This window comes from Streptomyces sp. NPDC042201, assembly GCF_055582185.1.
Window position 1 is genome coordinate 302,172 of sequence record NZ_JBVJDS010000001.1, and the last position, 20,497, is coordinate 322,668.

Consider the following 20,497-nt stretch of genomic DNA (forward strand, 5'->3'; position numbering starts at 1 on the left):
GCCCCAGTAGGCAGTCAGCAGAGACGAGGAAGAACCCGTGAGCGACGTCCGTAATGTGATCATCATCGGCTCCGGGCCCGCCGGCTATACGGCCGCGCTGTACACCGCGCGCGCATCGCTGAAGCCGCTGGTCTTCGAGGGCGCCGTCACCGCGGGTGGTGCGCTGATGAACACCACCGATGTGGAGAACTTCCCGGGCTTCCGGGACGGCATCATGGGCCCGGACCTGATGGACAACATGCGGGGACAGGCGGAGCGTTTTGGCGCCGAGCTCATTCCGGACGATGTCATCGCCGTCGACCTCACCGGTGACATCAAGACGGTCACCGACACGGCCGGCACCGTGCACCGCGCCAAGAGCGTGATCGTCACGACCGGCTCCCAGCACCGCAAGCTCGGCCTGGCCAACGAGGACACGCTCTCCGGACGCGGCGTCTCCTGGTGTGCCACGTGTGACGGCTTCTTCTTCAAGGACCAGGACATCGCCGTCGTCGGCGGTGGCGACACCGCGATGGAGGAAGCCACCTTCCTGTCGCGCTTCGCCAAGTCCGTCACCATCGTTCACCGCCGGGACACCCTGCGCGCCTCCAAGGCCATGCAGGATCGCGCCTTCGCCGACCCCAAGATCAAGTTCGCCTGGGACAGCGAGGTCGCGGAGATCCACGGTGAGCAGAAGCTCTCCGGTCTGACCCTGCGCAACACCACCACCGGCGAGACCTCCGCGCTGCCGGTGACCGGTCTGTTCATCGCGGTGGGCCACGACCCGCGGACCGAGCTCTTCAAGGGCCAGCTCGATCTGGACAACGAGGGTTACCTCACCGTCGCGGCCCCGTCGACGCGGACGAACCTGTCCGGCGTCTTCGGCGCCGGTGACGTCGTCGACCACACCTACCGCCAGGCGATCACCGCTGCGGGCACCGGGTGCTCCGCCGCACTCGACGCCGAGCGCTTCCTCGCCGCGCTGAGTGACAGCGAGAAGACGGCTGAGCCGGAGAAGACCGCCACCGTCTGACCAGCCGTACCCACCCACACCCCACGAAGTTAAGGAGGCCGCCGTGGCCGGCGACCTGAAGCATGTGACCGACGACTCGTTCGAAGAGGACGTCCTGAAGAGCGACAAGCCCGTACTGGTGGACTTCTGGGCCGCCTGGTGCGGACCCTGCCGCCAGATCGCGCCGTCGCTCGAGGCCATCGCGGCCGAGCACGGCGACAAGATCGAGATCGTCAAGCTCAACATTGACGAGAACCCGGCCACCGCAGCCAAGTACGGCGTCATGTCCATCCCGACGCTGAACGTCTACCAGAACGGCGAGGTGGCCAAGACCATCGTCGGCGCCAAGCCCAAGGCCGCGCTCGTGCGCGACTTGGAGAGCTTCATCGGCGAGTAAGTCAGCGGCAGCTGACCCTCAATGTTTCACGTGAAACGGGCCCATCCCCGTACCAGGGGATGGGCCCGTTTTCCTGTCCCGCCGGCCCGATGACCGTTTCAGACCCGATGACTGTGTCAGAGCGGCCGCAGCGCCGGTTCCTTCTGCACAGCGCCCAGCAGCCGGTCCAGTGCCAGCTCCACGTCTTCCTTCCAGGAGAGCGTGGTGCGGAGCTCCAGCCTCAGCCGTGGATACCTCGGATGCGGACGTACGGTCTTGAAGCCGACCGCCAGCAGATGCTCGGCGGGCAGTACACAGGCCGGCTCCTTCCACCGCGCGTCACCGAACGCCTCAATGGCCTTGAACTCCCGCCGCAGCAGATCCTTGGCCACGGTCTGCACCATCACCCGGCCGAGTCCCTGCCCCTGATAGCCCGGCATGATCCAGGCGGTCATCAGCTGGACCGCGTCCGGGGAGACGGGGCTCGTCGGGAAGGCCGTGGATCGCGGCACATACGCCGGAGGCGCGTACAGAACGAAGCCGACCGGCACGTCATCGACATAGACGACACGGCCGCAGGATCCCCACTCCAGCAGAACGCCCGAGATCCAGGCTTCCTTCTCCCTCTCGGCCCTGCCCGCTGTTACTGCGGCTTCCCCGCTGACCGGATCAAGCTCCCAGAAGACACACGCTCGGCAGCGCTTGGGGAGGTCCGGAAGGTTGTCCAGCGTGAGCGGTACGAGCCGACGCCCCATGGAGGCTGTTCCTCACTTCCTTCGCTTGCCGCGCCTCGGGCGGCTGACAGCACGCTCCGTTCCCGAAGCAGACTGCCGACGAAGCCGCCGAGCATTCCAAGACCCAGTCCAGCTGACACCAGTTGGCTGCGGCTCACCGATCGCATGGCCCGCTCTCCTTCTGAGGTGGATCAAGGTGGATGCGCCATACCAGAACGCATCGTATCCACCCAGAGCTGCCCCGGACACCGGGAGACAGCAAAGGGCGGGCCGTGTTCCGGTAAGCATGGAACACGGCCCGCCCTGTGACGGTGCGAGAGCCTCAGCTCTCGTCGTCCTCCCCGGACTCCTCGGAGGAGTCGCTGTCCAGGACCCGCCTCTCGCCCGGGGCAAGAGCACCGAGAATCCGGTCCAGATCGTCTATTGAGGCGAACTCAACGACGATCTTTCCCTTCTTCAATCCCAGGTCGACCTTCACCCGGGTCTCGAACCGGTCCGAGAGACGCGATGCCAGATCGGTCAGCGATGGCGACAGCCGGCCACCGGCCCGCGGCCCCTTCGCCTTGGGGTTGCTCTGGGGACGCGACCCCATCAGGGTCACGATCTCCTCGACCGCGCGCACCGAGAGCCCCTCGGCCACGATGCGATGCGCCAGCCGGTCCTGCTCCTCGGAATCATCCACCGAGAGAAGCGCCCGGGCATGACCGGCCGAGAGCACTCCGGCCGCGACCCTGCGCTGCACAGGGGGAGAGAGTCGCAGCAATCGCAGCGTGTTGGAAACCTGCGGACGCGAGCGCCCGATCCGGTCGGCCAGCTGGTCATGCGTGCAACTGAAATCCTTGAGCAGCTGGTCGTAGGCCGCGGCCTCTTCCAGCGGGTTCAGCTGGGCACGGTGCAGGTTCTCCAGCAGCGCGTCGAGCAGCAGCTTCTCGTCGTCCGTGGCGCGGACGATCGCCGGGATGCGCTCCAGACCGGCTTCCCGGCAGGCCCGCCAGCGCCGCTCACCCATGATGAGCTCATAGCGCTCCGGCCCCACCTGCCGTACGACAACCGGCTGGAGCAGCCCCACTTCCTTGATGGAGGTGATCAGCTCGGCAAGTGCGTCCTCGTCGAACACCTCACGCGGCTGCCGCGGATTCGGCGTGATGGAGTCAATCGGCACTTCGGCGAAGTGCGCCCCGGCTGTCGGCATCGGCTCGGGCACTGCCTCGTGCTCCGGCCCGACCATCTCCGCGTCCGGCGCCGTGGCGGCCTGAGGCAGTGACGTCACCTTCGCCGCGGCCACACCCCGCTCCGCGGTCAGCACCGGACCCGCTCCGGGAGAGGCCGGCGCCGCTCCTGCGGAGGGCACCTGCTTCTCCTGCGGAGCGGCAGGGATCAGCGCACCCAGCCCACGCCCCAATCCTCTACGTCGCTCGCTCACTGGATCCCCTCCGACATACTCTGCTGACTGTTCTGGCTGCCCACATGGGCCTGCTGGGCGTCATAGTGCACCCCGACCCCCCGTAGGGCGATCTCACGGGCGGCTTCGAGATACGACAGGGATCCACTGGACCCCGGATCGTAGGTCAGCACCGTCTGCCCATAGCTCGGTGCCTCCGAGATACGCACGGACCTAGGGATGCTCGTCCGCAGTACCTCCTTGCCGAAATGACTCCGCACCTCGTCCGCCACCTGCGAAGCGAGGCGCGTCCTGCCGTCGTACATGGTGAGCAGGATCGTCGACACATGCAGCGTGGGATTGAGATGCCCACGCACCAGATCGACGTTCCGCAGCAGCTGACCGAGCCCCTCGAGCGCGTAGTACTCACACTGGATGGGAATCAGCACCTCTGCGCCGGCGACCATCGCATTGACGGTCAGCAGGCCGAGCGAGGGCGGGCAGTCGATGAGGATGTAGTCCAACGGCTGCTCATACGCCTCGATCGCCCGCTGCAGTCGGCTCTCCCGTGCCACCAGCGAAACCAGCTCGATCTCCGCACCGGCGAGATCGATGGTGGCTGGGGCACAGAAGAGACCTTCGACGTCCGGTACGGGCTGGACCACCTCTGAGAGTGGCTTGCTCTCCACCAGGACGTCATAGATCGAGGGAACTTCGGCGTGGTGATCGATCCCGAGCGCCGTAGAGGCATTGCCCTGTGGATCAAGATCGATCACCAGTACGCGCGCGCCATGGAGCGCGAGCGAGGCGGCGAGGTTGACCGTGGTGGTGGTCTTCCCCACACCGCCCTTCTGATTGGCAACGACCATGACACGCGTCTGCTCGGGGCGGGGCAGACCCTCGCCGGCGCGACCCAGTGCCTCCACCGCCAGCTGGGCAGCGCGGCCAATGGGGGTGTCGTCCATCGGGGGCGGTGTTTCACGTGAAACATCCTCCCCCGCCGACTCGGTACGGGGACCGGGGACCGGATCGGTCATCGGTCCCGCGATGTTGGCGTCGGACCGCAAGGATTCACTCTCCTCGACTTCAGACTCGCAATGGACAGAGCCTGCCATGCTTTCGGGGTCGTGAACCAGCGAGGCCCGTGGTTCTGTGGAGGAATCCACATCTGTGGACAACCTCGTCCCTCTCACGAGGGGCTTTCGGTCGCGCGGTGTGGCCGCGCGGCCACGGCTGATGATTCCCTGCAGCAGTGAGCGACGTTTCACGTGAAACACGATGCATGCGCCGCAGGCTCAGATCGTCACGACACTCCGCAATGCGTAGGTATGGCTGCTTGTATGGAGCACCATTGATAGGCAGTACGGACTGTACGGCTCAGCGGCGCCGCCTCGCACGACCCACCCGGGCGGCCTTGGCCCGCTTCGCCGCGAACCGCACCCCGCCGGGGCTCTCCCCGACCTCCACCCGCACCACCGTGGCCAGCGGATCGACGATGCCCTCCCCGACGTGCAGCACCGAGGCCTCCACCACACCGAGCTTGCTCAGTGCGGCGCGAGCCCCCTTGACCTCTTCCTCGGCCGTGTCGCCCTTGAGCGCCAGCATCTCGCCGTACGGACGCAGCAGAGGCACCCCCCAGCCCGCCAGGCGATCCAGCGGAGCCACCGCACGCGCCGTGACCACATGCACCGGCGGCAATGTGCCAAGGACCTCCTCGGCCCGGCCACGCACCACCGTCACATGGTCCAGGCCCAGCAGCTCGACCACTTCCTGAAGAAAATTCGTCCGCCGCAACAGCGGTTCCAGCAGCGTGATCTTCAAGTCCGGCCGAACCAGCGCCAACGGAATCCCCGGAAGCCCGGCACCGGAGCCGACATCGCAGACCATCACACCCTCGGGCACGACCTCGGAGAGCACCGCGCAGTTCAGCAGATGCCGCTCCCACAGCCGCGGCACCTCACGAGGGCCGATCAGACCGCGCTTGACTCCCGCGTCCGCCAGCAGCTCCGCGTAGCGGACAGCCTCTGGAAAGAACTCACCGAAAACAGTCCGTGCCTCTTCCGGTGCAGGGGGAAGCTCTGCTGTCTCCGTCACGGGAACCGTCCTTCCATACCGAACCACCATCTGATGGCTGACTATCAGGCTGACAAAGCTCGGCCCCGCCTGCGAAACAGACGGGGCCGAAAAGCGATGGACCGGTCAGGCAGGGAGCACCACGACGAAGCGCTGCGGCTCCTCGCCCTCGGACTCACTGCGCAGCCCCGCGGCCGCGACCGCGTCATGCACGACCTTCCGCTCGAAGGGCGTCATGGGGTTCAGCTTCACCGGCTCACCGGTGCTCTTCACCTCGTCCGCGGCCTTGGCTCCCAGCTCGGCGAGCTCGGTGCGCTTCTTGGCCCGGAAGCCCGCGATGTCCAGCATCAGCCGACTGCGGTCCCCGGTCTCGCGATGCACGGCGAGCCGCGTCAGCTCCTGAAGCGCCTCCAGCACCTCGCCGTCACGTCCCACAAGCTTCTGCAGATCCCGGCCACTCGAGTCGCTGATGATCGAGACCGCGGCCCGGTCGGCCTCGACGTCCATGTCGATATCGCCGTCGAGATCAGCGATGTCGAGCAGACCTTCGAGGTAGTCGGCCGCGATCTCCCCTTCCTGCTCCAGGCGGGTCAGGGTGTCGCCCCCCTCGGCGGCGGACTCGGCGTCGGCGGAAATGGTGCCTTCCGTCACGGATGGACTCCTTCTTACTTCTTGGACGGGTGCTTGGGCCGCTGCTGGCCCTTACGCTGCCCCGACTTGGCTTGGCGTGCGGAACCGGCGGCGGGCTTGCCCGACGGCTTGGACGTGGTGTCCTGCGGCTCGTCCTTCTTCACCAGCGAGGTCTTCGCCGCATCCCCGGCTGCCTCGGAGTCCTGTGCCGGCTTGTCCGTAACCGGCTGAGCAGCGGCGGCCTGCCGCTTCGCCTTGGTCTGGCGCTTCGGCTGCTGCCGCCTCGCCGCGCCGCCGGCCTCGGCCTCGGCACCGGCGGTGTCGCTCTTGACCACCGTGCCGTCGGCCTGCGCCGCCAGACCCACCTTCGCCAGACCCGTGATGAACTTGCGCTCATTGTCGTTGCGGTCGGGGCCCTTGGCCACGATCGCCTGGACGATATTGCGCTTACGACGGGAGCGCACCTCGTCGCGCGAGGAGATGGTCTTCAGCAGACGCTGCAGATACGCGTCCTGAGCCTTGCTGCCCGGAGTCGGGTTCTGGTTGATCACGTACATCTGCTGGCCCATGGTCCACACGTTGGTGGTCAGCCAGTAGACGAGCACACCGACGGGGAAGTTGATACCCGTGACGGCGAAGATCAGCGGGAAGATGTACATCAGCATCTTCTGCTGCTGCATGTACGGCGTCTTGACCGTCAGGTCGACGTTCTTCGTCATCAGCTGGCGCTGCGTGTAGAACTGCGACGCCGACATCAGGACGATCATGATCGCGGTGACGACCCGCACATCGGTCAGCGTGGCGTGCAGGGACGCCACCTTGTCACTGCTGTCCGTGAACTTGGCGGCCAGCGGGGCGCCGAAGATATGCGCCTGCCGGGCGCTGTCCAGCAGCCCCTGGTTGATGACACCGATCGTCTTGCCGCTCGCGATGCTCGAGAGCACGTGGTACAGGGCGAAGAAGAACGGCGACTGCGCCAGGATGGGAAGACACGAGGAGAGCGGGTTGGTACCCGTCTCCTTGTACAGCTTCATCATCTCTTCGGACTGACGCTGCTTGTCGTTCTTGTAGCGCTCCTGGATCGCCTTCATCTTGGGCTGGAGCACCTGCATGTTCCGGGTCGACTTGATCTGCTTCACAAAAAGCGGGATCAGACAGATCCGGATCAGCACCACCAGGGACACGATGGACAGCCCCCAGGCCCAGCCCGTATCCGGGCCGAAGATCGTCCCGTACAGCGAGTGGAACTGGACGATGACCCATGAAACAGGTGTGGTGATAAAGCTGAAGAGACTGGCAATCGTGTCCACTAATCAGGCTCCTTGAGCATTGGGCGAGGTCTCTGCGGCCGGACTGGGGGTGTCGGGGGCCGATCCCCCGGAAGGCACGCCAGCGGCGGAGTGCCCGCCCTTACTGCTGCGCAACGCGTTGCGCAGCAGTTCGTGCCAACGCGGGCGTTTACGTGGTGGAACATGGTCCACACCACCCGGCGACCACGGATTGCACCGCAGAATGCGCCAGGCGGTCAGCGCCGTGCCCTTCACCGCGCCATGTCGGTCGATAGCCGTGTATCCGTAGTGCGAACACGACGGGTAGTACCGGCAGACAGGCCCGAGAAGCGGGCTGATCGTCCACTGGTACAGCTTGATCAGAGCCAGCAGCGGGTACTTCATCGTGTGCCCCCTCCCAGCAGCCGCTGAAGAGCGGCATCCAGGTCTCGGGCCAGTTGTGCATAGTCGGCGTCACCCGCCCCGGGCAGCGCCCGTACGACAACCAGGCTACCGGGGGGCAGCTCGGGCAGTCGGTCACGTATCAGATGACGGAGTCTCCGCTTCACCCGCGTACGCACGACAGCTCCACCCACGGCTTTGCTCACGACGAAACCCGCACGCGACAGGGAAGCGCTCTCCCCAGGCGCGTGCGGGTCCGTTGCACCGCTGCGTAGATGGACGACAAGGAGCGGGCGTCCGGCCCGGCGTCCTCGGCGTACCGCGGCCGCGAAGTCCTCGCGCCGCCTCAGCCGATTCTCGGTAGGCAGCACGTCATGACCTGTTGGCTGTCAGGCGATCAGGCGGACAGACGGGCGCGACCCTTGTCACGGCGGGACGCGAGAATCGCGCGGCCGGCACGGGTACGCATCCGCAGCCGGAACCCGTGGGTCTTGGCGCGACGACGGTTGTTCGGCTGGAAGGTGCGCTTGCTCACTCGGGGGCTCCAGAAAATGTGTGTGAGAGATGGCGGTACATCGCCTGGCTGTCACCGTGCGCCCACGAGTAGCTCGCGTGTACGCCCGAGCGCACCGCTTCACAACCACAGTTCGTGATCTTTGCCCATCGGAGGCAGGCGGCAGCAGCCATCGACAACTCGACCTGGTCACGGTACGCGCGGCTACGCCATCCGGTCAAACCAGCTCAGTGCCGGGCTCCATTGTGCACAGGCTGTGGACAACAACTTGAACCGCGCGGGTCGGCCTGACTACCTTGACTGAACTCCGGATTCTTTTCCTGCCGGTCTTCCCATCCCGTCCCGAGAACCACACATTCGTGGGACCTGCGAGAGAGCGTGCCTTGTGGCTGATGTACCTGCCGATCTTGCCGCAGTGTGGCCACGAGTGCTGGAGCAGCTCCTCAGGGAGGGCCACCAGGGCATCGAGCCCAAGGACAAGCAGTGGATCGAGCGCTGCCAGCCCCTCGCCCTGGTCGCCGACACCGCGCTCCTCGCCGTCCCCAACGAATGGGGCAAACGCGTCCTCGAAGGCCGCCTGGCCCCCCTCATCAGCGAGACCCTGAGCCACGAATGCGGCCGGCCCATCCGGATCGCCATCACCGTCGACGACTCCGCCGCCGAACCCACCCCACCGGCCCCTCCGCTGCCCCAGCAGCACCGCTACCAGGGCCCGCAGCACGACGAGCCGCGGCAGAGCGATACATACGACAGCTACGGACACCGCCCCTCGGACGACGGCATGCCCTCGGTACGCCCCGCGTACCCGGACTACCAGCAGCAGCGGCCCGACCCCGGCGCCTGGCCGCGTACCCAGGAAGACCTGTCCTGGCAGCAGCCCAGGCTCGGCGGCTACCAGGATCGCGACCCGTACGCCACCGCCCGCCCGCAGCAGCCGCAGCACGACTACCGGCAGCCCCAGGGCTCCGAGCGTTCGCCGTACGAACAGCACCAGGACCGGCATGATCTGCAGGAGCCTCCGTCACCGCGTCACGGCGGAGGGCACAACGGCGGTCCGCGCGGCGGAGCGACGGGACCGCTGGGCGCACAGCCCGCCCCAGCGCCCGGGCCCGGCGAGCCCCATGCCCGGCTCAACCCCAAATACCTCTTCGACACCTTTGTCATCGGCGCCTCCAACCGATTCGCGCACGCGGCGGCGGTCGCCGTCGCCGAGGCGCCGGCGAAGGCGTACAACCCGCTCTTCATCTACGGGGAGTCCGGGCTCGGCAAGACCCACCTGCTCCATGCCATCGGGCACTACGCGCGCAGCCTCTACCCCGGCACGCGCGTGCGGTACGTCAGCTCCGAGGAGTTCACGAACGAGTTCATCAACTCGATCCGTGACGGCAAGGGCGACACCTTCCGCAAGCGCTACCGCGATGTCGACATTCTCCTGGTCGACGACATCCAGTTCCTGGCGAGCAAGGAGTCGACCCAGGAGGAGTTCTTCCACACCTTCAATACGCTCCACAACGCCAACAAGCAGATCGTGCTGTCCTCGGACCGGCCGCCCAAGCAGCTGATCACCCTGGAGGACCGGCTGCGCAACCGCTTCGAGTGGGGCCTGACCACCGACGTACAGCCGCCGGAGCTGGAGACGCGCATCGCGATCCTGCGCAAGAAGGCGGTTCAGGAACAGCTCAACGCCCCGCCCGAGGTGCTGGAGTTCATCGCCTCCCGTATCTCGCGCAACATCCGCGAGCTGGAGGGCGCGCTCATCCGGGTCACGGCGTTCGCCTCGCTCAACCGGCAGCCGGTGGACCTCGGCCTCACCGAGATCGTGCTCAAGGATCTGATCCCGGGCGGCGAGGACGCGGCCCCGGAGATCACCGCGAGCGCCATCATGGCGGCGACCGCCGACTACTTCGGTCTGACGGTGGAGGACCTCTGTGGCTCCTCACGGAGCCGGGTGCTGGTGACGGCACGCCAGATCGCGATGTACCTCTGCCGCGAGCTCACCGATCTCTCACTGCCGAAGATCGGTGCGCAGTTCGGCGGCCGCGACCATACGACCGTGATGCACGCGGACCGGAAGATCCGCGCGCTGATGGCCGAGCGGCGTTCCATCTACAACCAGGTCACCGAGCTCACGAACCGCATCAAGAACGGCTGACACAGCCGGCACCTGGCCTGCTGAGGGCGCTCAGGGACACCGTCCGAGACGGTCCCGGGGCGCCCTTCGTCATGCCGCAGGCCCCGCGGCGACCCCGTCGGCAGGTCGCTGCCACGTCATCGCTGTTCGAATACATGGCGGCGCGGGGGACTTCTCCACAGATTGTCCGGCGATCTTCTATCCACAGCCTGGGGATGGCGAAGTTGTCCAGACTGTGTCCACAGGGAGACCCGCCGAAATGACATCAGGCCAGGTCAGCACCCTGTGGAATTGTGAGTCCCGGTGCTCCACAGACTGTGGATGGAAAAGTCTTCCACAGGGCAGCGGTTCAGTTGTCCACCGACGGCCCACAAGCCTGGTGCTGTTGCCCACAGGCTGTCCACAACCCTGTCCACTGTTCGGCAACGAAACGCGCGGGATCGCTGAGTCGAGTGAAAGGCGTCACACCAAGGACCCCGGTTGGGCTGTGGGGAACTGGGGTAAAGCTGGGGACAGGTCTGGGGAGAAGTACCCCTGTCCTGTGCATCGGCTGTGCAGAACTTTCGGCCGTCCACAGAAAGAGCGAGTTGTCCACGGGCTGCACCCACAGGGTCGGTGGACAAAAAAACGGGTCTGACCTGCGCGGATGGCGTTATCCACGGTTTCCACAGGCCCTACTACTACTACCACTCAGAGTTAACGGGGAATCTGCTTCGAAGCAGGGCCTGTGCACAACTCGCCGCTGGAGCGCCCGGCCCCCGTTGCGTCGACTTGACCCGCAGCCGCGCCGACTGTCGGTGCCGTACGTCAGACTGGTCCCCGGCATCACAGCCGACGACGAAGGCCAGCAGGGCGAGCGAGCAACAGCAGGAGGCGGTTCCGGTGAAGATCCGGGTGGAGCGCGATGTACTCGCGGAGGCAGTGGCCTGGGTGGCCCGCAGCCTTCCGGCCCGTCCGCCGGCGCCCGTCCTTGCGGGCCTTCTGTTGAAGGCGGAGGAAGGCGCTCTCAGCTTCTCCAGCTTCGACTACGAGGTCTCGGCGCGGGTCTCGGTCGACGCGGAGGTCGAGGAGGACGGCACCGTCCTCGTCTCCGGCCGGCTGCTCGCCGACATCTGCCGGGCCCTGCCCAACCGCCCGGTCGAGATCTCCACAGACGGTGTACGGGCGACCGTGGTCTGCGGCTCCTCCCGCTTCACGCTCCACACCCTCCCGGTGGACGAGTACCCGGCGCTGCCGCAGATGCCGACGGCGACCGGCACCGTCCCCGGTGAGGTCTTCGCTTCCGCCGCCTCCCAGGTCGCCATCGCCGCGGGCCGCGACGACACGCTGCCCGTGCTGACCGGCGTCCGCATCGAGATCGAGGGCGACACGGTCACCCTGGCCTCGACCGACCGCTACCGCTTCGCGGTCCGTGAGTTCCTGTGGAAGCCGGAGTCCCCGGACATCTCCGCGGTCGCTCTGGTGCCCGCCAAGACGCTCCTGGACACCGCCAAGGCGCTCACCAGCGGTGACACGGTCACCCTGGCGCTCTCCGGGGCGGGGGCCGGCGAGGGGCTGATCGGTTTCGAGGGGGCCGGACGGCGCACGACCACGCGGCTGCTCGAAGGCGACCTGCCGAAGTACCGCACGCTCTTCCCGACCGAGTTCAACTCGGTCGCGGTGATCGAGACCGGCCCGTTCGTCGAGGCCGTCAAGCGTGTGGCTCTGGTGGCCGAGCGGAACACCCCGGTGCGGCTCAGCTTCGAGCAGGGTGTGCTCATCCTGGAGGCCGGCTCCAGTGACGACGCACAGGCTGTGGAGCGCGTCGACGCGCAGCTCGAAGGCGACGACATCTCGATCGCCTTCAACCCGACCTTCTTGCTGGACGGCCTGAGCGCGATCGACTCCCCGGTCGCCCAGCTCTCCTTCACGACGTCCACGAAGCCGGCGCTGCTCAGCGGCAGGCCCGCCGTCGACGCGGAGGCTGACGAGGCATACAAGTACCTGATCATGCCGGTTCGGCTGAGCGGCTGACCCCGCAGGTGAGTAGCCGGGTCCGGGCGTAGGCTCGGCCCCGGGTACGAATCGCTTCAACGCTTAAGGAACGCCTGATGGAGCTCGGTCTCATCGGTCTCGGCAAGATGGGCGGCAACATGCGCGAGCGCATTCGCCGCGCGGGCCACACCGTCATCGGATACGACCGCAATCCGGACCTCGCCGATGTGCACACCCTCCAGGAGCTGGTGGACCGGCTCAAGGGTCCGCGCGTGGTGTGGGTGATGGTTCCGTCCGGGGCCGCGACCCAGGCGACGATCGATGAACTGGCGGCGATGCTGTCTCCGGGCGATGTCGTGGTGGACGGCGGGAACTCCCGCTGGACGGACGACGAGAAGCACGCGGTGGAGCTGGGCATCAAGGGCATCGGCTTTGTCGACTGCGGTGTCTCCGGCGGCGTCTGGGGCTTGGACAACGGCTATGCGCTGATGTACGGCGGCACTCCGGATGACGTGGCGAAGGTGCAGCCGATCTTCGACGCGCTCAAGCCCGCGGGCGAGTTCGGCTCCGTGCACGCCGGCAAGGTCGGCGCGGGCCACTTCGCCAAGATGGTTCACAACGGCATCGAGTACGCCATGATGCAGGCCTACGCCGAGGGCTGGGAGCTGCTGGAGAAGGTCAACTCGGTCACCGATGTCCGTGAGGTCTTCCGCTCCTGGCAGGAGGGGACGGTCATCCGTTCCTGGCTGCTGGATCTGGCGGTCAACGCCCTGGACGAGGACGAGCACCTGGAGCAGCTGCGGGGCTTCGCGGAGGACTCCGGCGAGGGCCGGTGGACGGTCGAGGCGGCCGTCAACCACGCGGTGCCGCTGCCCGCGATCACGGCTTCCCTGTTCGCGCGGTTCGCGTCCCGGCAGGACGATTCGCCGCAGATGAAGATGGTCGCGGCGCTGCGCAATCAGTTCGGCGGCCACGCGGTCGAGTCGAAGAAGTAACGCCTGAGAAGAAGTAACGCTTGACCGGGGAAGGCCGGCGTACACCCATGCATGTCACGCATCTGTCGCTGGCCGACTTCCGGTCGTACGCCCGGGTCGAGGTTCCGCTCGATCCGGGCGTCACCGCGTTCGTCGGGGCGAACGGGCAGGGGAAGACCAATCTGGTCGAGGCGGTCGGCTATCTGTCGACCCTCGGCAGTCACCGGGTGTCGTCGGACGCGCCTCTGGTGCGGATGGGCGCGGAGCGTGCGGTGATCCGGGCCGCGGTCACCCAGGGCGAGCGTTCGCAGCTGGTCGAGCTCGAGCTCAATCCGGGCCGGGCGAACCGGGCGCGTATCAATCGGTCCTCGCAGGTCAGACCGCGTGATGTGCTGGGGATCATACGGACCGTGCTGTTCGCGCCGGAGGATCTGGCGCTGGTGAAGGGTGATCCGGGCGAGCGGCGCAGGTTTCTCGATGAGCTGATCACGGCGAGGTCGCCCCGGATGGCGGGGGTGCGGTCGGATTACGACCGGGTCCTGCGACAGCGGAACACGCTGCTGAAGTCGGCGGCGATGGCGCGGCGGCATGGCGGCCGCGGGATGGATCTTTCGACGCTGGATGTGTGGGACCAGCATCTGGCGCGCGTGGGGGCGGAGCTGCTGGCGCGGCGGGTCGAGCTGATCGCGACGCTGCAGCCGCTGACGGACAAGGCGTACGAGCAGCTGGCGCCCGGGGGCGGTCCGGTGTTGCTGGAGTACCGTTCCTCGGCCGGTGAGGCCTCCGGGGATGCCTTGGGTGAGGGCGCGCATACGCGCGATGAGCTGTTCGAACAGCTGCTGGCCGCCCTGGTGGGTGTGCGCAAGCAGGAGGTTGAGCGGGGGGTGACGCTGGTCGGTCCGCACCGCGACGATCTGGTGCTCAAGCTGGGGCAGCTGCCGGCGAAGGGGTACGCCAGTCATGGCGAGTCCTGGTCCTATGCGCTCTCCCTGCGGCTGGCCTCGTACGACCTGCTGCGTGCCGAGGGCAATGAGCCGGTGCTGGTGCTGGACGACGTGTTCGCCGAGCTGGACGCGCGGCGGCGGGAGCGGCTCGCGGAGCTGGTGGTTCCGGGTGAGCAGGTGCTGGTGACCGCGGCGGTGGACGATGACGTGCCGGGTGTGCTGGCGGGGGCGCGGTGCGTGGTCGCCGACGGCGCTGTGGAGCGCGTATGAGCGGCCTGGGGAGGCTGGGCGGGTCCGACCGGCCGGAGCCGCCCGCCGAGCTGCCCGAGGGGGCCGGGGCGGCGGGGCCTGTCGAGTCGTCGGGTGTGGATCTGGCGCGGGTCGCGTTGCGTGCGGCGAAGGAGCAGGCGCGGGCGCGTGGTGCGGCGGCGCAGCAGAAGAAGCAGGCCAGGCGGGGTGGCGGGCTGCGTTCCGGGGCGCGGGCCGATGGCCGTGATCCGCTGCCGCTGGGTGCGGCGATCAACCGGTTGATCACGGAGCGGGGCTGGGAGACGCCGGCCGCTGTGGGCGGTGTGATGGGCCGGTGGCCGCAGATCGTCGGCGAGGACGTGGCGAAGCACTGTGTGCCGCAGCGGTACGACGACGGCAACGACGAGCGGGTGCTGACGGTGCAGTGCGATTCGACGGCGTGGGCGACGCAGCTGCGGTTGCTGGCGCCGCGGCTGGTGGCCCGGCTGAACGAGGATCTGGGGCACGGCACCGTACGGGTGATCAAGGTGCTGGGGCCCGGGGGGCCGCCGCAGCGGTTCGGGCGGCTGCGGGCGCCGGGGAGCAAGGGTCCGGGGGACACGTACGGCTGATGGTGGGGGGTTCGCCTTGACGGAGGGCGGGCTCGTGCCTGGCCTGTCCGTCGCGCCCCGTTGGGTTCCGTACGGCCGTGACGGGGGCCCTGAGCCGCCTGTGCGGCGGGTCTCCCGGGCCTGTTCCGGGCCTGTCTCCTCCCTCTGTCCGGTCTCTCGTGCGCGGCGTGATGACCGGGGAGTGCGGCTGGGGAGAGTGAGGCGTCCCTCACCGTAGCGGGAGGTTGACAGGACGAAGCGCTCAACGCCCGTGTGAGCCTCCTGGAGCCCCTTCCTGAATATGGGGAGTCGGGAGGTGCTCATTCAGGGCGGCACATGCGGACTCAGGTACCGGCAAACCCCCATTCGGGTCGGCGCTACCGGTAGACTGGCTGCAAATCCCGCTGTGCTTGCGGGACACGTCGACACAAGCCGAACGACGCAGCCGCTCCCGCTTGCTCGGAAACGGCCTGTGCTGTGCCAGAAAGGGCGCTTCGTGGCCGATTCCGGCAACCCCCCTGAGAAGACTCCGTCCACTGCCACTGGCGAGCACGGCGAGGTGACCGCCTCTTACGACGGCAGTGCCATCACCGTGCTGGAGGGCTTGGACGCGGTCCGTAAGCGGCCAGGCATGTACATCGGTTCAACCGGTGAGCGTGGGCTGCATCACTTGGTGACCGAGGTCGTCGACAACTCTGTCGACGAGGCCCTGGCCGGGCACGCGGACACCATCGACGTCACGATCCTCGCCGACGGCGGGGTGCGGGTGATCGACAACGGTCGCGGTATCCCGGTGGACATCGTGCCGTCCGAGAACAAGCCGGCCATCGAGGTCGTGCTCACGGTGCTCCACGCGGGCGGCAAGTTCGGCGGCGGCGGGTATGCCGTCTCCGGTGGTCTGCACGGCGTCGGCGTCTCGGTCGTCAATGCCCTGTCGTCGAAGGTCGCGGTCGAGGTCAAGCGTGACGGCTACCGCTGGACGCAGGACTACAAGCTCGGTGTGCCGACGGCGCCGCTGGTCCGTAACGAGGAGACGCCCGACTCGGGTACGACGGTGACGTTCTGGGCCGATCCGGACATCTTCGAGACGACGGAGTATTCCTTCGAGACGCTGTCGCGGCGTTTTCAGGAGATGGCCTTCCTCAACAAGGGGCTGACTCTGACGCTGACCGACGAGCGCGAGTCGGCGAAGGCCGTCGTGGGCGCCGACGTCGCGGGCACGGACCCGGTCGAGCAGGCGGACGAGGAACTGGTCCGTACGGTGAAGTACTACTACGAGGGCGGCATTGTCGACTTCGTGAAGTACCTCAACTCGCGCAAGGGTGAGCTGATCCATCCGACGGTCATCGACGTGGAGGCCGAGGACCGGGACCGGATGCTCTCGGTCGAGATCGCGATGCAGTGGAACGCCCAGTACAGCGAGGGTGTGTACTCGTTCGCGAACACGATCCACACGCATGAGGGCGGTACGCACGAGGAAGGGTTCCGGGCGGCGCTGACGGGCCTGGTCAACCGGTACGCGCGCGAGAAGAAGCTGCTGCGCGAGAAGGATGACAATCTCACCGGCGAGGACATCCGCGAGGGTCTGACGGCGATCATCTCGGTGAAGCTGGGCGAGCCCCAGTTCGAGGGTCAGACGAAGACCAAGCTGGGCAACACCGAGGCGAAGACCTACGTCCAGAAGGTCGTCCACGAGCACCTGACGGACTGGTTCGACCGCAATCCGAACGAGGCCGCGGACATCATCCGTAAGTCGATCCAGGCCGCCACGGCCCGGGTCGCGGCCCGTAAGGCGCGCGATCTCACCCGCCGCAAGGGCCTGCTGGAGAGCGCGTCGCTGCCGGGCAAGCTGAGTGACTGCCAGTCGAACGACCCTTCGAAGTGCGAGATCTTCATCGTCGAGGGTGACTCCGCCGGTGGTTCGGCGAAGTCGGGCCGTAACCCGATGTATCAGGCGATTCTGCCGATCCGCGGCAAGATCCTGAACGTCGAGAAGGCGCGGATCGACAAGATCCTGCAGAACACCGAGGTCCAGGCGCTGATCTCGGCGTTCGGCACCGGTGTGCACGAGGACTTCGACATCGAGAAGCTCCGCTATCACAAGATCATCCTGATGGCGGACGCCGATGTCGACGGCCAGCACATCAACACGCTGCTGCTGACGTTCCTGTTCCGCTTCATGCGGCCGCTGGTCGAGGCAGGGCACGTATATCTCTCCCGTCCGCCGCTCTACAAGATCAAGTGGGGCCGGGACGACTTCGAGTACGCGTACTCCGACCGGGAGCGCGACGCCCTGGTCGAGCTCGGCAAGCAGAACGGCAAGCGGATCCGCGAGGACTCGATCCAGCGCTTCAAGGGCCTGGGCGAGATGAACGCCGAGGAACTGCGGGTCACCACGATGGACGTCGACCACCGCGTGCTCGGCCAGGTCACTCTGGACGACGCGGCCCAGGCCGACGATCTGTTCTCGGTGCTGATGGGCGAGGACGTCGAGGCGCGGCGGTCCTTCATCCAGCGCAATGCCAAGGACGTCCGCTTCCTCGACATCTGAGTCGGTCTCAGCTGACGGATTCGAAAAGGCCGAAAGGAAAACTGACCAGCAATGGCCGACGAGAACACCCCTGACACCCCCGAAAACGCCGAGACCTCCGGCACTCCCGGAACGCCCGGCACCCCTGTCGCCCAGGACACCGTCGAGGCGGTGGACGGTCTGGCGATGCGTGTGGAGCCGGTCGGGCTCGAGACGGAGATGCAGCGCTCGTATCTCGACTACGCGATGTCCGTCATCGTGTCGCGCGCGCTGCCGGACGTACGGGACGGTCTCAAGCCCGTCCACCGGCGCGTGCTGTACGCGATGTACGACGGCGGCTACCGGCCCGAGAAGGGCTTCTACAAGTGTGCCCGCGTCGTGGGTGACGTCATGGGTACGTACCACCCGCACGGCGACTCCTCGATCTATGACGCCCTGGTCCGGCTGGCGCAGCCGTGGTCGATGCGGATGCCGCTGGTGGACTCCAACGGCAACTTCGGTTCTCCGGGCAATGACCCGGCCGCGGCCATGCGGTACACCGAGTGCAAGATGATGCCGCTGTCGATGGAGATGCTCCGGGACATCGACGAGGAGACCGTCGACTTCACGGACAACTACGACGGCCGTAACCAGGAGCCGACGGTCCTGCCGGCGCGGTTCCCGAATCTTCTGATCAACGGCTCGGCGGGTATCGCCGTCGGTATGGCCACGAACATCCCGCCGCACAACCTGCGGGAGGTGGCGGCCGGTGCCCAGTGGGCGCTGGACCACCCGGAGGCCAGTCACGAGGAGCTGCTCGATGCGCTGATCGAGCGGATCAAGGGGCCCGACTTCCCGAGCGGTGCGCTGGTCGTGGGCCGTAAGGGCATCGAGGAGGCGTACCGCACGGGCCGTGGCTCGATCACGATGCGCGCGGTGGTCGAGGTCGAGGAGATCCAGAACCGCCAGTGCCTGGTGGTCACGGAGCTTCCGTACCAGACCAACCCGGACAATCTCGCGCAGAAGATTGCGGACCTGGTCAAGGACGGCAGGGTCGGCGGTATCGCGGACGTCCGCGACGAGACGTCCTCGCGTACGGGCCAACGGCTGGTCGTCGTCCTGAAGCGGGACGCGGTCGCCAAGGTCGTACTGAACAACCTGTACAAGCACACCGATCTGCAGAGCAACTTCAGCGCGAACATGCTGGCGCTGGTCGACGGGGTGCCGCGCACGCTCTCCCTGGACGCGTTCATCCGGCACTGGGTGACGCACCAGATCGAGGTCATCGTCCGGCGGACGAGGTTCCGGCTGCGCAAGGCCGAGGAGCGGGCCCACATCCTGCGCGGTCTGCTCAAGGCGCTCGACGCGATCGACGACGTCATCGCGCTCATCCGGCGCAGTGACACGGTCGAGATCGCGCGTGAGGGCCTGATGGGGCTGCTCACGATCGACGAGATCCAGGCGAACGCGATCCTGGAGATGCAGCTGCGCCGGCTGGCGGCTCTGGAGCGGCAGAAGATCGTCGCAGAACACGACGAGCTGCAGCAGAAGATCGATCAGTACAACGCGATCCTGGCCTCGCCGGAGAAGCAGCGTCAGATCGTCCGTGACGAACTGACGGTCATCGTCGACAAGTTCGGTGACGACCGGCGTTCGAAGCTGGTGCCCTTCGACGGTGACATGTCCATGGAGGACTTGATCGCCGAGGAGGACATCGTCGTCACCATCACGCGTGGCGGCTATGTGAAGCGTACGAAGACGCACGACTACCGCTCGCAGAAGCGCGGCGGCAAGGGCGTACGCGGCACGAAGCTGAAGGAAGACGACATCGTCGACCACTTCTTCGTCTCGACGACGCACCACTGGCTGCTGTTCTTCACGAACAAGGGCCGGGTGTACCGGGCGAAGGCGTACGAGCTCCCCGACGCCGGCCGCGACGCGCGCGGCCAGCACGTCGCCAACCTGCTGGCCTTCCAGCCGGACGAGAAGATCGCCCAGATCCTGGCGATCCGCGACTACGAGGCCGTGCCGTACCTGGTCCTGGCCACCAAGGCGGGTCTGGTGAAGAAGACCCCGCTCAAGGATTACGACTCCCCCCGCGCGGGCGGTGTCATCGCGATCAACCTCCGGGAGACGGAGGCGGGCGGCGACGACGAGCTGATCGGCGCCGAGCTGGTGTCGGCGGAGGACGACCTTCTGCTCATCAGCAGGAAGGCCCAGTCGATCCGGTTCACCGCAACGGACGACGCGCTGCGTCCGATGGGGCGTGCCACCTCGGGTGTCAAGGGGATGAGTTTCCGCGACGGCGACGAACTGCTCTCGATGAATGTCGTCAGGCCCGGTACGTTCGTGTTCACTGCTACCGATGGCGGGTATGCGAAGCGGACCGCCGTCGACGAGTATCGCGTCCAGGGTCGTGGTGGCCTCGGCATCAAGGCTGCCAAGATTGTGGAGGACCGTGGTTCTCTCGTCGGCGCGTTGGTGGTCGAGGCGACAGATGAGATTCTGGCCATCACCCTCGGCGGCGGTGTGATTCGCACGCGAGTCAACGAAGTCAGGGAGACGGGCCGTGACACCATGGGCGTCCAACTGATCAACCTGGGCAAGCGCGATGCCGTCGTCGGTATCGCACGCAATGCCGAGGCGGGCCGCGAGGCTGAAGAGGTCGACGGGACCGATGCCCCGGGGACCGAAGAGGCCGGTACGGCTGAGGTTGCCGAGGGCAGCAAGTCCTCGGCCGGGGAGCACGAGGAGTAG

At 67.0% G+C, this 20,497-nt stretch carries 18 protein-coding genes; 9 read left to right on the forward strand and 9 right to left on the reverse strand.

What is annotated here, in order from left to right:
- The first annotated feature begins 37 nt into the window (after positions 1-37).
- Together trxB and trxA are read left to right on the forward strand one after the other, a co-directional pair.
- The gene (gene trxB / locus ACZ6MZ_RS01285) at positions 38-1,012 is read left to right on the forward strand and encodes a thioredoxin-disulfide reductase (RefSeq protein WP_469349073.1); all 975 of its coding nucleotides are present in this window, start codon (positions 38-40) and stop codon (positions 1,010-1,012) included.
- Positions 1,013-1,055: 43 nt separating this feature from the next.
- Positions 1,056-1,388: a thioredoxin gene (trxA, locus tag ACZ6MZ_RS01290; protein WP_319681722.1), complete on the forward strand. Its 333-nt coding sequence runs from the start codon at positions 1,056-1,058 to the stop codon at positions 1,386-1,388.
- A 116-nt stretch (positions 1,389-1,504) separates the two neighbouring features.
- Here the strand turns inward: trxA and ACZ6MZ_RS01295 are convergent, their stop codons facing one another.
- The 9 genes from ACZ6MZ_RS01295 to rpmH form a co-directional block, all read right to left on the reverse strand.
- Positions 1,505-2,122 carry a GNAT family N-acetyltransferase gene (locus ACZ6MZ_RS01295; protein ID WP_384178301.1) on the reverse strand — a complete coding sequence of 206 codons (618 nt, stop codon included), beginning with the start codon at positions 2,120-2,122 and terminating at the stop codon, positions 1,505-1,507.
- A gap of 301 nt (positions 2,123-2,423) precedes the next feature.
- Positions 2,424-3,524 carry a ParB/RepB/Spo0J family partition protein gene (locus tag ACZ6MZ_RS01300; protein ID WP_469349076.1) on the reverse strand — a complete coding sequence of 367 codons (1,101 nt, stop codon included), beginning with the start codon at positions 3,522-3,524 and terminating at the stop codon, positions 2,424-2,426.
- A complete protein-coding gene (locus ACZ6MZ_RS01305) occupies positions 3,521-4,597 on the reverse strand; it encodes a ParA family protein (protein ID WP_384178307.1) in 1,077 nt (358 codons plus the stop codon). Before ACZ6MZ_RS01305 ends, ACZ6MZ_RS01300 begins: the two co-directional genes overlap by 4 nt.
- 262 nt (positions 4,598-4,859) lie before the next feature.
- Positions 4,860-5,576 (reverse strand): 16S rRNA (guanine(527)-N(7))-methyltransferase RsmG, encoded by a 717-nt coding sequence (rsmG, locus tag ACZ6MZ_RS01310; protein WP_384178310.1) that lies wholly within the window; start codon positions 5,574-5,576, stop codon positions 4,860-4,862.
- Positions 5,577-5,681: 105 nt separating this feature from the next.
- Positions 5,682-6,206 carry a Jag family protein gene (locus ACZ6MZ_RS01315; RefSeq protein WP_389782888.1) on the reverse strand — a complete coding sequence of 175 codons (525 nt, stop codon included), beginning with the start codon at positions 6,204-6,206 and terminating at the stop codon, positions 5,682-5,684.
- A 14-nt stretch (positions 6,207-6,220) separates the two neighbouring features.
- Complete coding sequence (gene yidC, locus ACZ6MZ_RS01320; RefSeq protein ID WP_384178316.1) at positions 6,221-7,495, reverse strand: membrane protein insertase YidC; 1,275 nt, start codon at positions 7,493-7,495, stop codon at positions 6,221-6,223.
- A 3-nt stretch (positions 7,496-7,498) separates the two neighbouring features.
- Positions 7,499-7,858 (reverse strand): membrane protein insertion efficiency factor YidD, encoded by a 360-nt coding sequence (gene yidD, locus ACZ6MZ_RS01325; protein WP_384178318.1) that lies wholly within the window; start codon positions 7,856-7,858, stop codon positions 7,499-7,501.
- Positions 7,855-8,226 (reverse strand): ribonuclease P protein component, encoded by a 372-nt coding sequence (gene rnpA, locus ACZ6MZ_RS01330; protein ID WP_384178321.1) that lies wholly within the window; start codon positions 8,224-8,226, stop codon positions 7,855-7,857. Before rnpA ends, yidD begins: the two co-directional genes overlap by 4 nt.
- Positions 8,227-8,252: 26 nt before the next feature.
- The gene (gene rpmH, locus ACZ6MZ_RS01335; RefSeq protein ID WP_073787211.1) at positions 8,253-8,390 is read right to left on the reverse strand and encodes a 50S ribosomal protein L34; all 138 of its coding nucleotides are present in this window, start codon (positions 8,388-8,390) and stop codon (positions 8,253-8,255) included.
- A gap of 364 nt (positions 8,391-8,754) precedes the next feature.
- On the opposite strand from rpmH, the gene dnaA reads away from it, so the two are divergent.
- From dnaA to gyrA, 7 genes are all read left to right on the forward strand, one after another.
- Positions 8,755-10,521, forward strand: coding sequence for a chromosomal replication initiator protein DnaA (gene dnaA / locus ACZ6MZ_RS01340; protein WP_384178324.1), 1,767 nt, complete (start codon positions 8,755-8,757; stop codon positions 10,519-10,521).
- Between the two features lie 861 nt (positions 10,522-11,382).
- Positions 11,383-12,513: a DNA polymerase III subunit beta gene (gene dnaN / locus ACZ6MZ_RS01345; RefSeq protein WP_384178327.1), complete on the forward strand. Its 1,131-nt coding sequence runs from the start codon at positions 11,383-11,385 to the stop codon at positions 12,511-12,513.
- Between the two features lie 77 nt (positions 12,514-12,590).
- Complete coding sequence (gene gnd / locus ACZ6MZ_RS01350; RefSeq protein ID WP_389782882.1) at positions 12,591-13,469, forward strand: phosphogluconate dehydrogenase (NAD(+)-dependent, decarboxylating); 879 nt, start codon at positions 12,591-12,593, stop codon at positions 13,467-13,469.
- 47 nt (positions 13,470-13,516) lie between these two features.
- Positions 13,517-14,662 (forward strand): DNA replication/repair protein RecF, encoded by a 1,146-nt coding sequence (gene recF, locus ACZ6MZ_RS01355; protein WP_469349622.1) that lies wholly within the window; start codon positions 13,517-13,519, stop codon positions 14,660-14,662.
- The gene (locus ACZ6MZ_RS01360; RefSeq protein WP_384328862.1) at positions 14,659-15,252 is read left to right on the forward strand and encodes a DciA family protein; all 594 of its coding nucleotides are present in this window, start codon (positions 14,659-14,661) and stop codon (positions 15,250-15,252) included. The genes recF and ACZ6MZ_RS01360 overlap by 4 nt, the downstream gene beginning before the upstream one ends.
- A gap of 451 nt (positions 15,253-15,703) precedes the next feature.
- Positions 15,704-17,782 (forward strand): DNA topoisomerase (ATP-hydrolyzing) subunit B, encoded by a 2,079-nt coding sequence (gene gyrB / locus ACZ6MZ_RS01365; protein ID WP_389782878.1) that lies wholly within the window; start codon positions 15,704-15,706, stop codon positions 17,780-17,782.
- A 51-nt stretch (positions 17,783-17,833) separates the two neighbouring features.
- Positions 17,834-20,497, forward strand: a complete 2,664-nt coding sequence (gene gyrA, locus ACZ6MZ_RS01370; protein WP_389782875.1) for a DNA gyrase subunit A — start codon at positions 17,834-17,836, stop codon at positions 20,495-20,497.

What these genes read in the sequence shown, in the direction of transcription:
- gyrA (WP_389782875.1), top strand. Translation starts at nt 17,834, where the DNA reads ATGGCCGACGAGAACACCCCTGACACCCCCGAAAACGCCGAGACCTCC.
- yidD (WP_384178318.1), bottom strand. Translation starts at nt 7,858, where the DNA reads ATGAAGTACCCGCTGCTGGCTCTGATCAAGCTGTACCAGTGGACGATC.
- gnd (WP_389782882.1), top strand. Translation starts at nt 12,591, where the DNA reads ATGGAGCTCGGTCTCATCGGTCTCGGCAAGATGGGCGGCAACATGCGC.
- recF (WP_469349622.1), top strand. Translation starts at nt 13,517, where the DNA reads ATGCATGTCACGCATCTGTCGCTGGCCGACTTCCGGTCGTACGCCCGG.
- ACZ6MZ_RS01305 (WP_384178307.1), bottom strand. Translation starts at nt 4,597, where the DNA reads ATGGCAGGCTCTGTCCATTGCGAGTCTGAAGTCGAGGAGAGTGAATCC.
- ACZ6MZ_RS01295 (WP_384178301.1), bottom strand. Translation starts at nt 2,122, where the DNA reads ATGGGGCGTCGGCTCGTACCGCTCACGCTGGACAACCTTCCGGACCTC.
- ACZ6MZ_RS01360 (WP_384328862.1), top strand. Translation starts at nt 14,659, where the DNA reads ATGAGCGGCCTGGGGAGGCTGGGCGGGTCCGACCGGCCGGAGCCGCCC.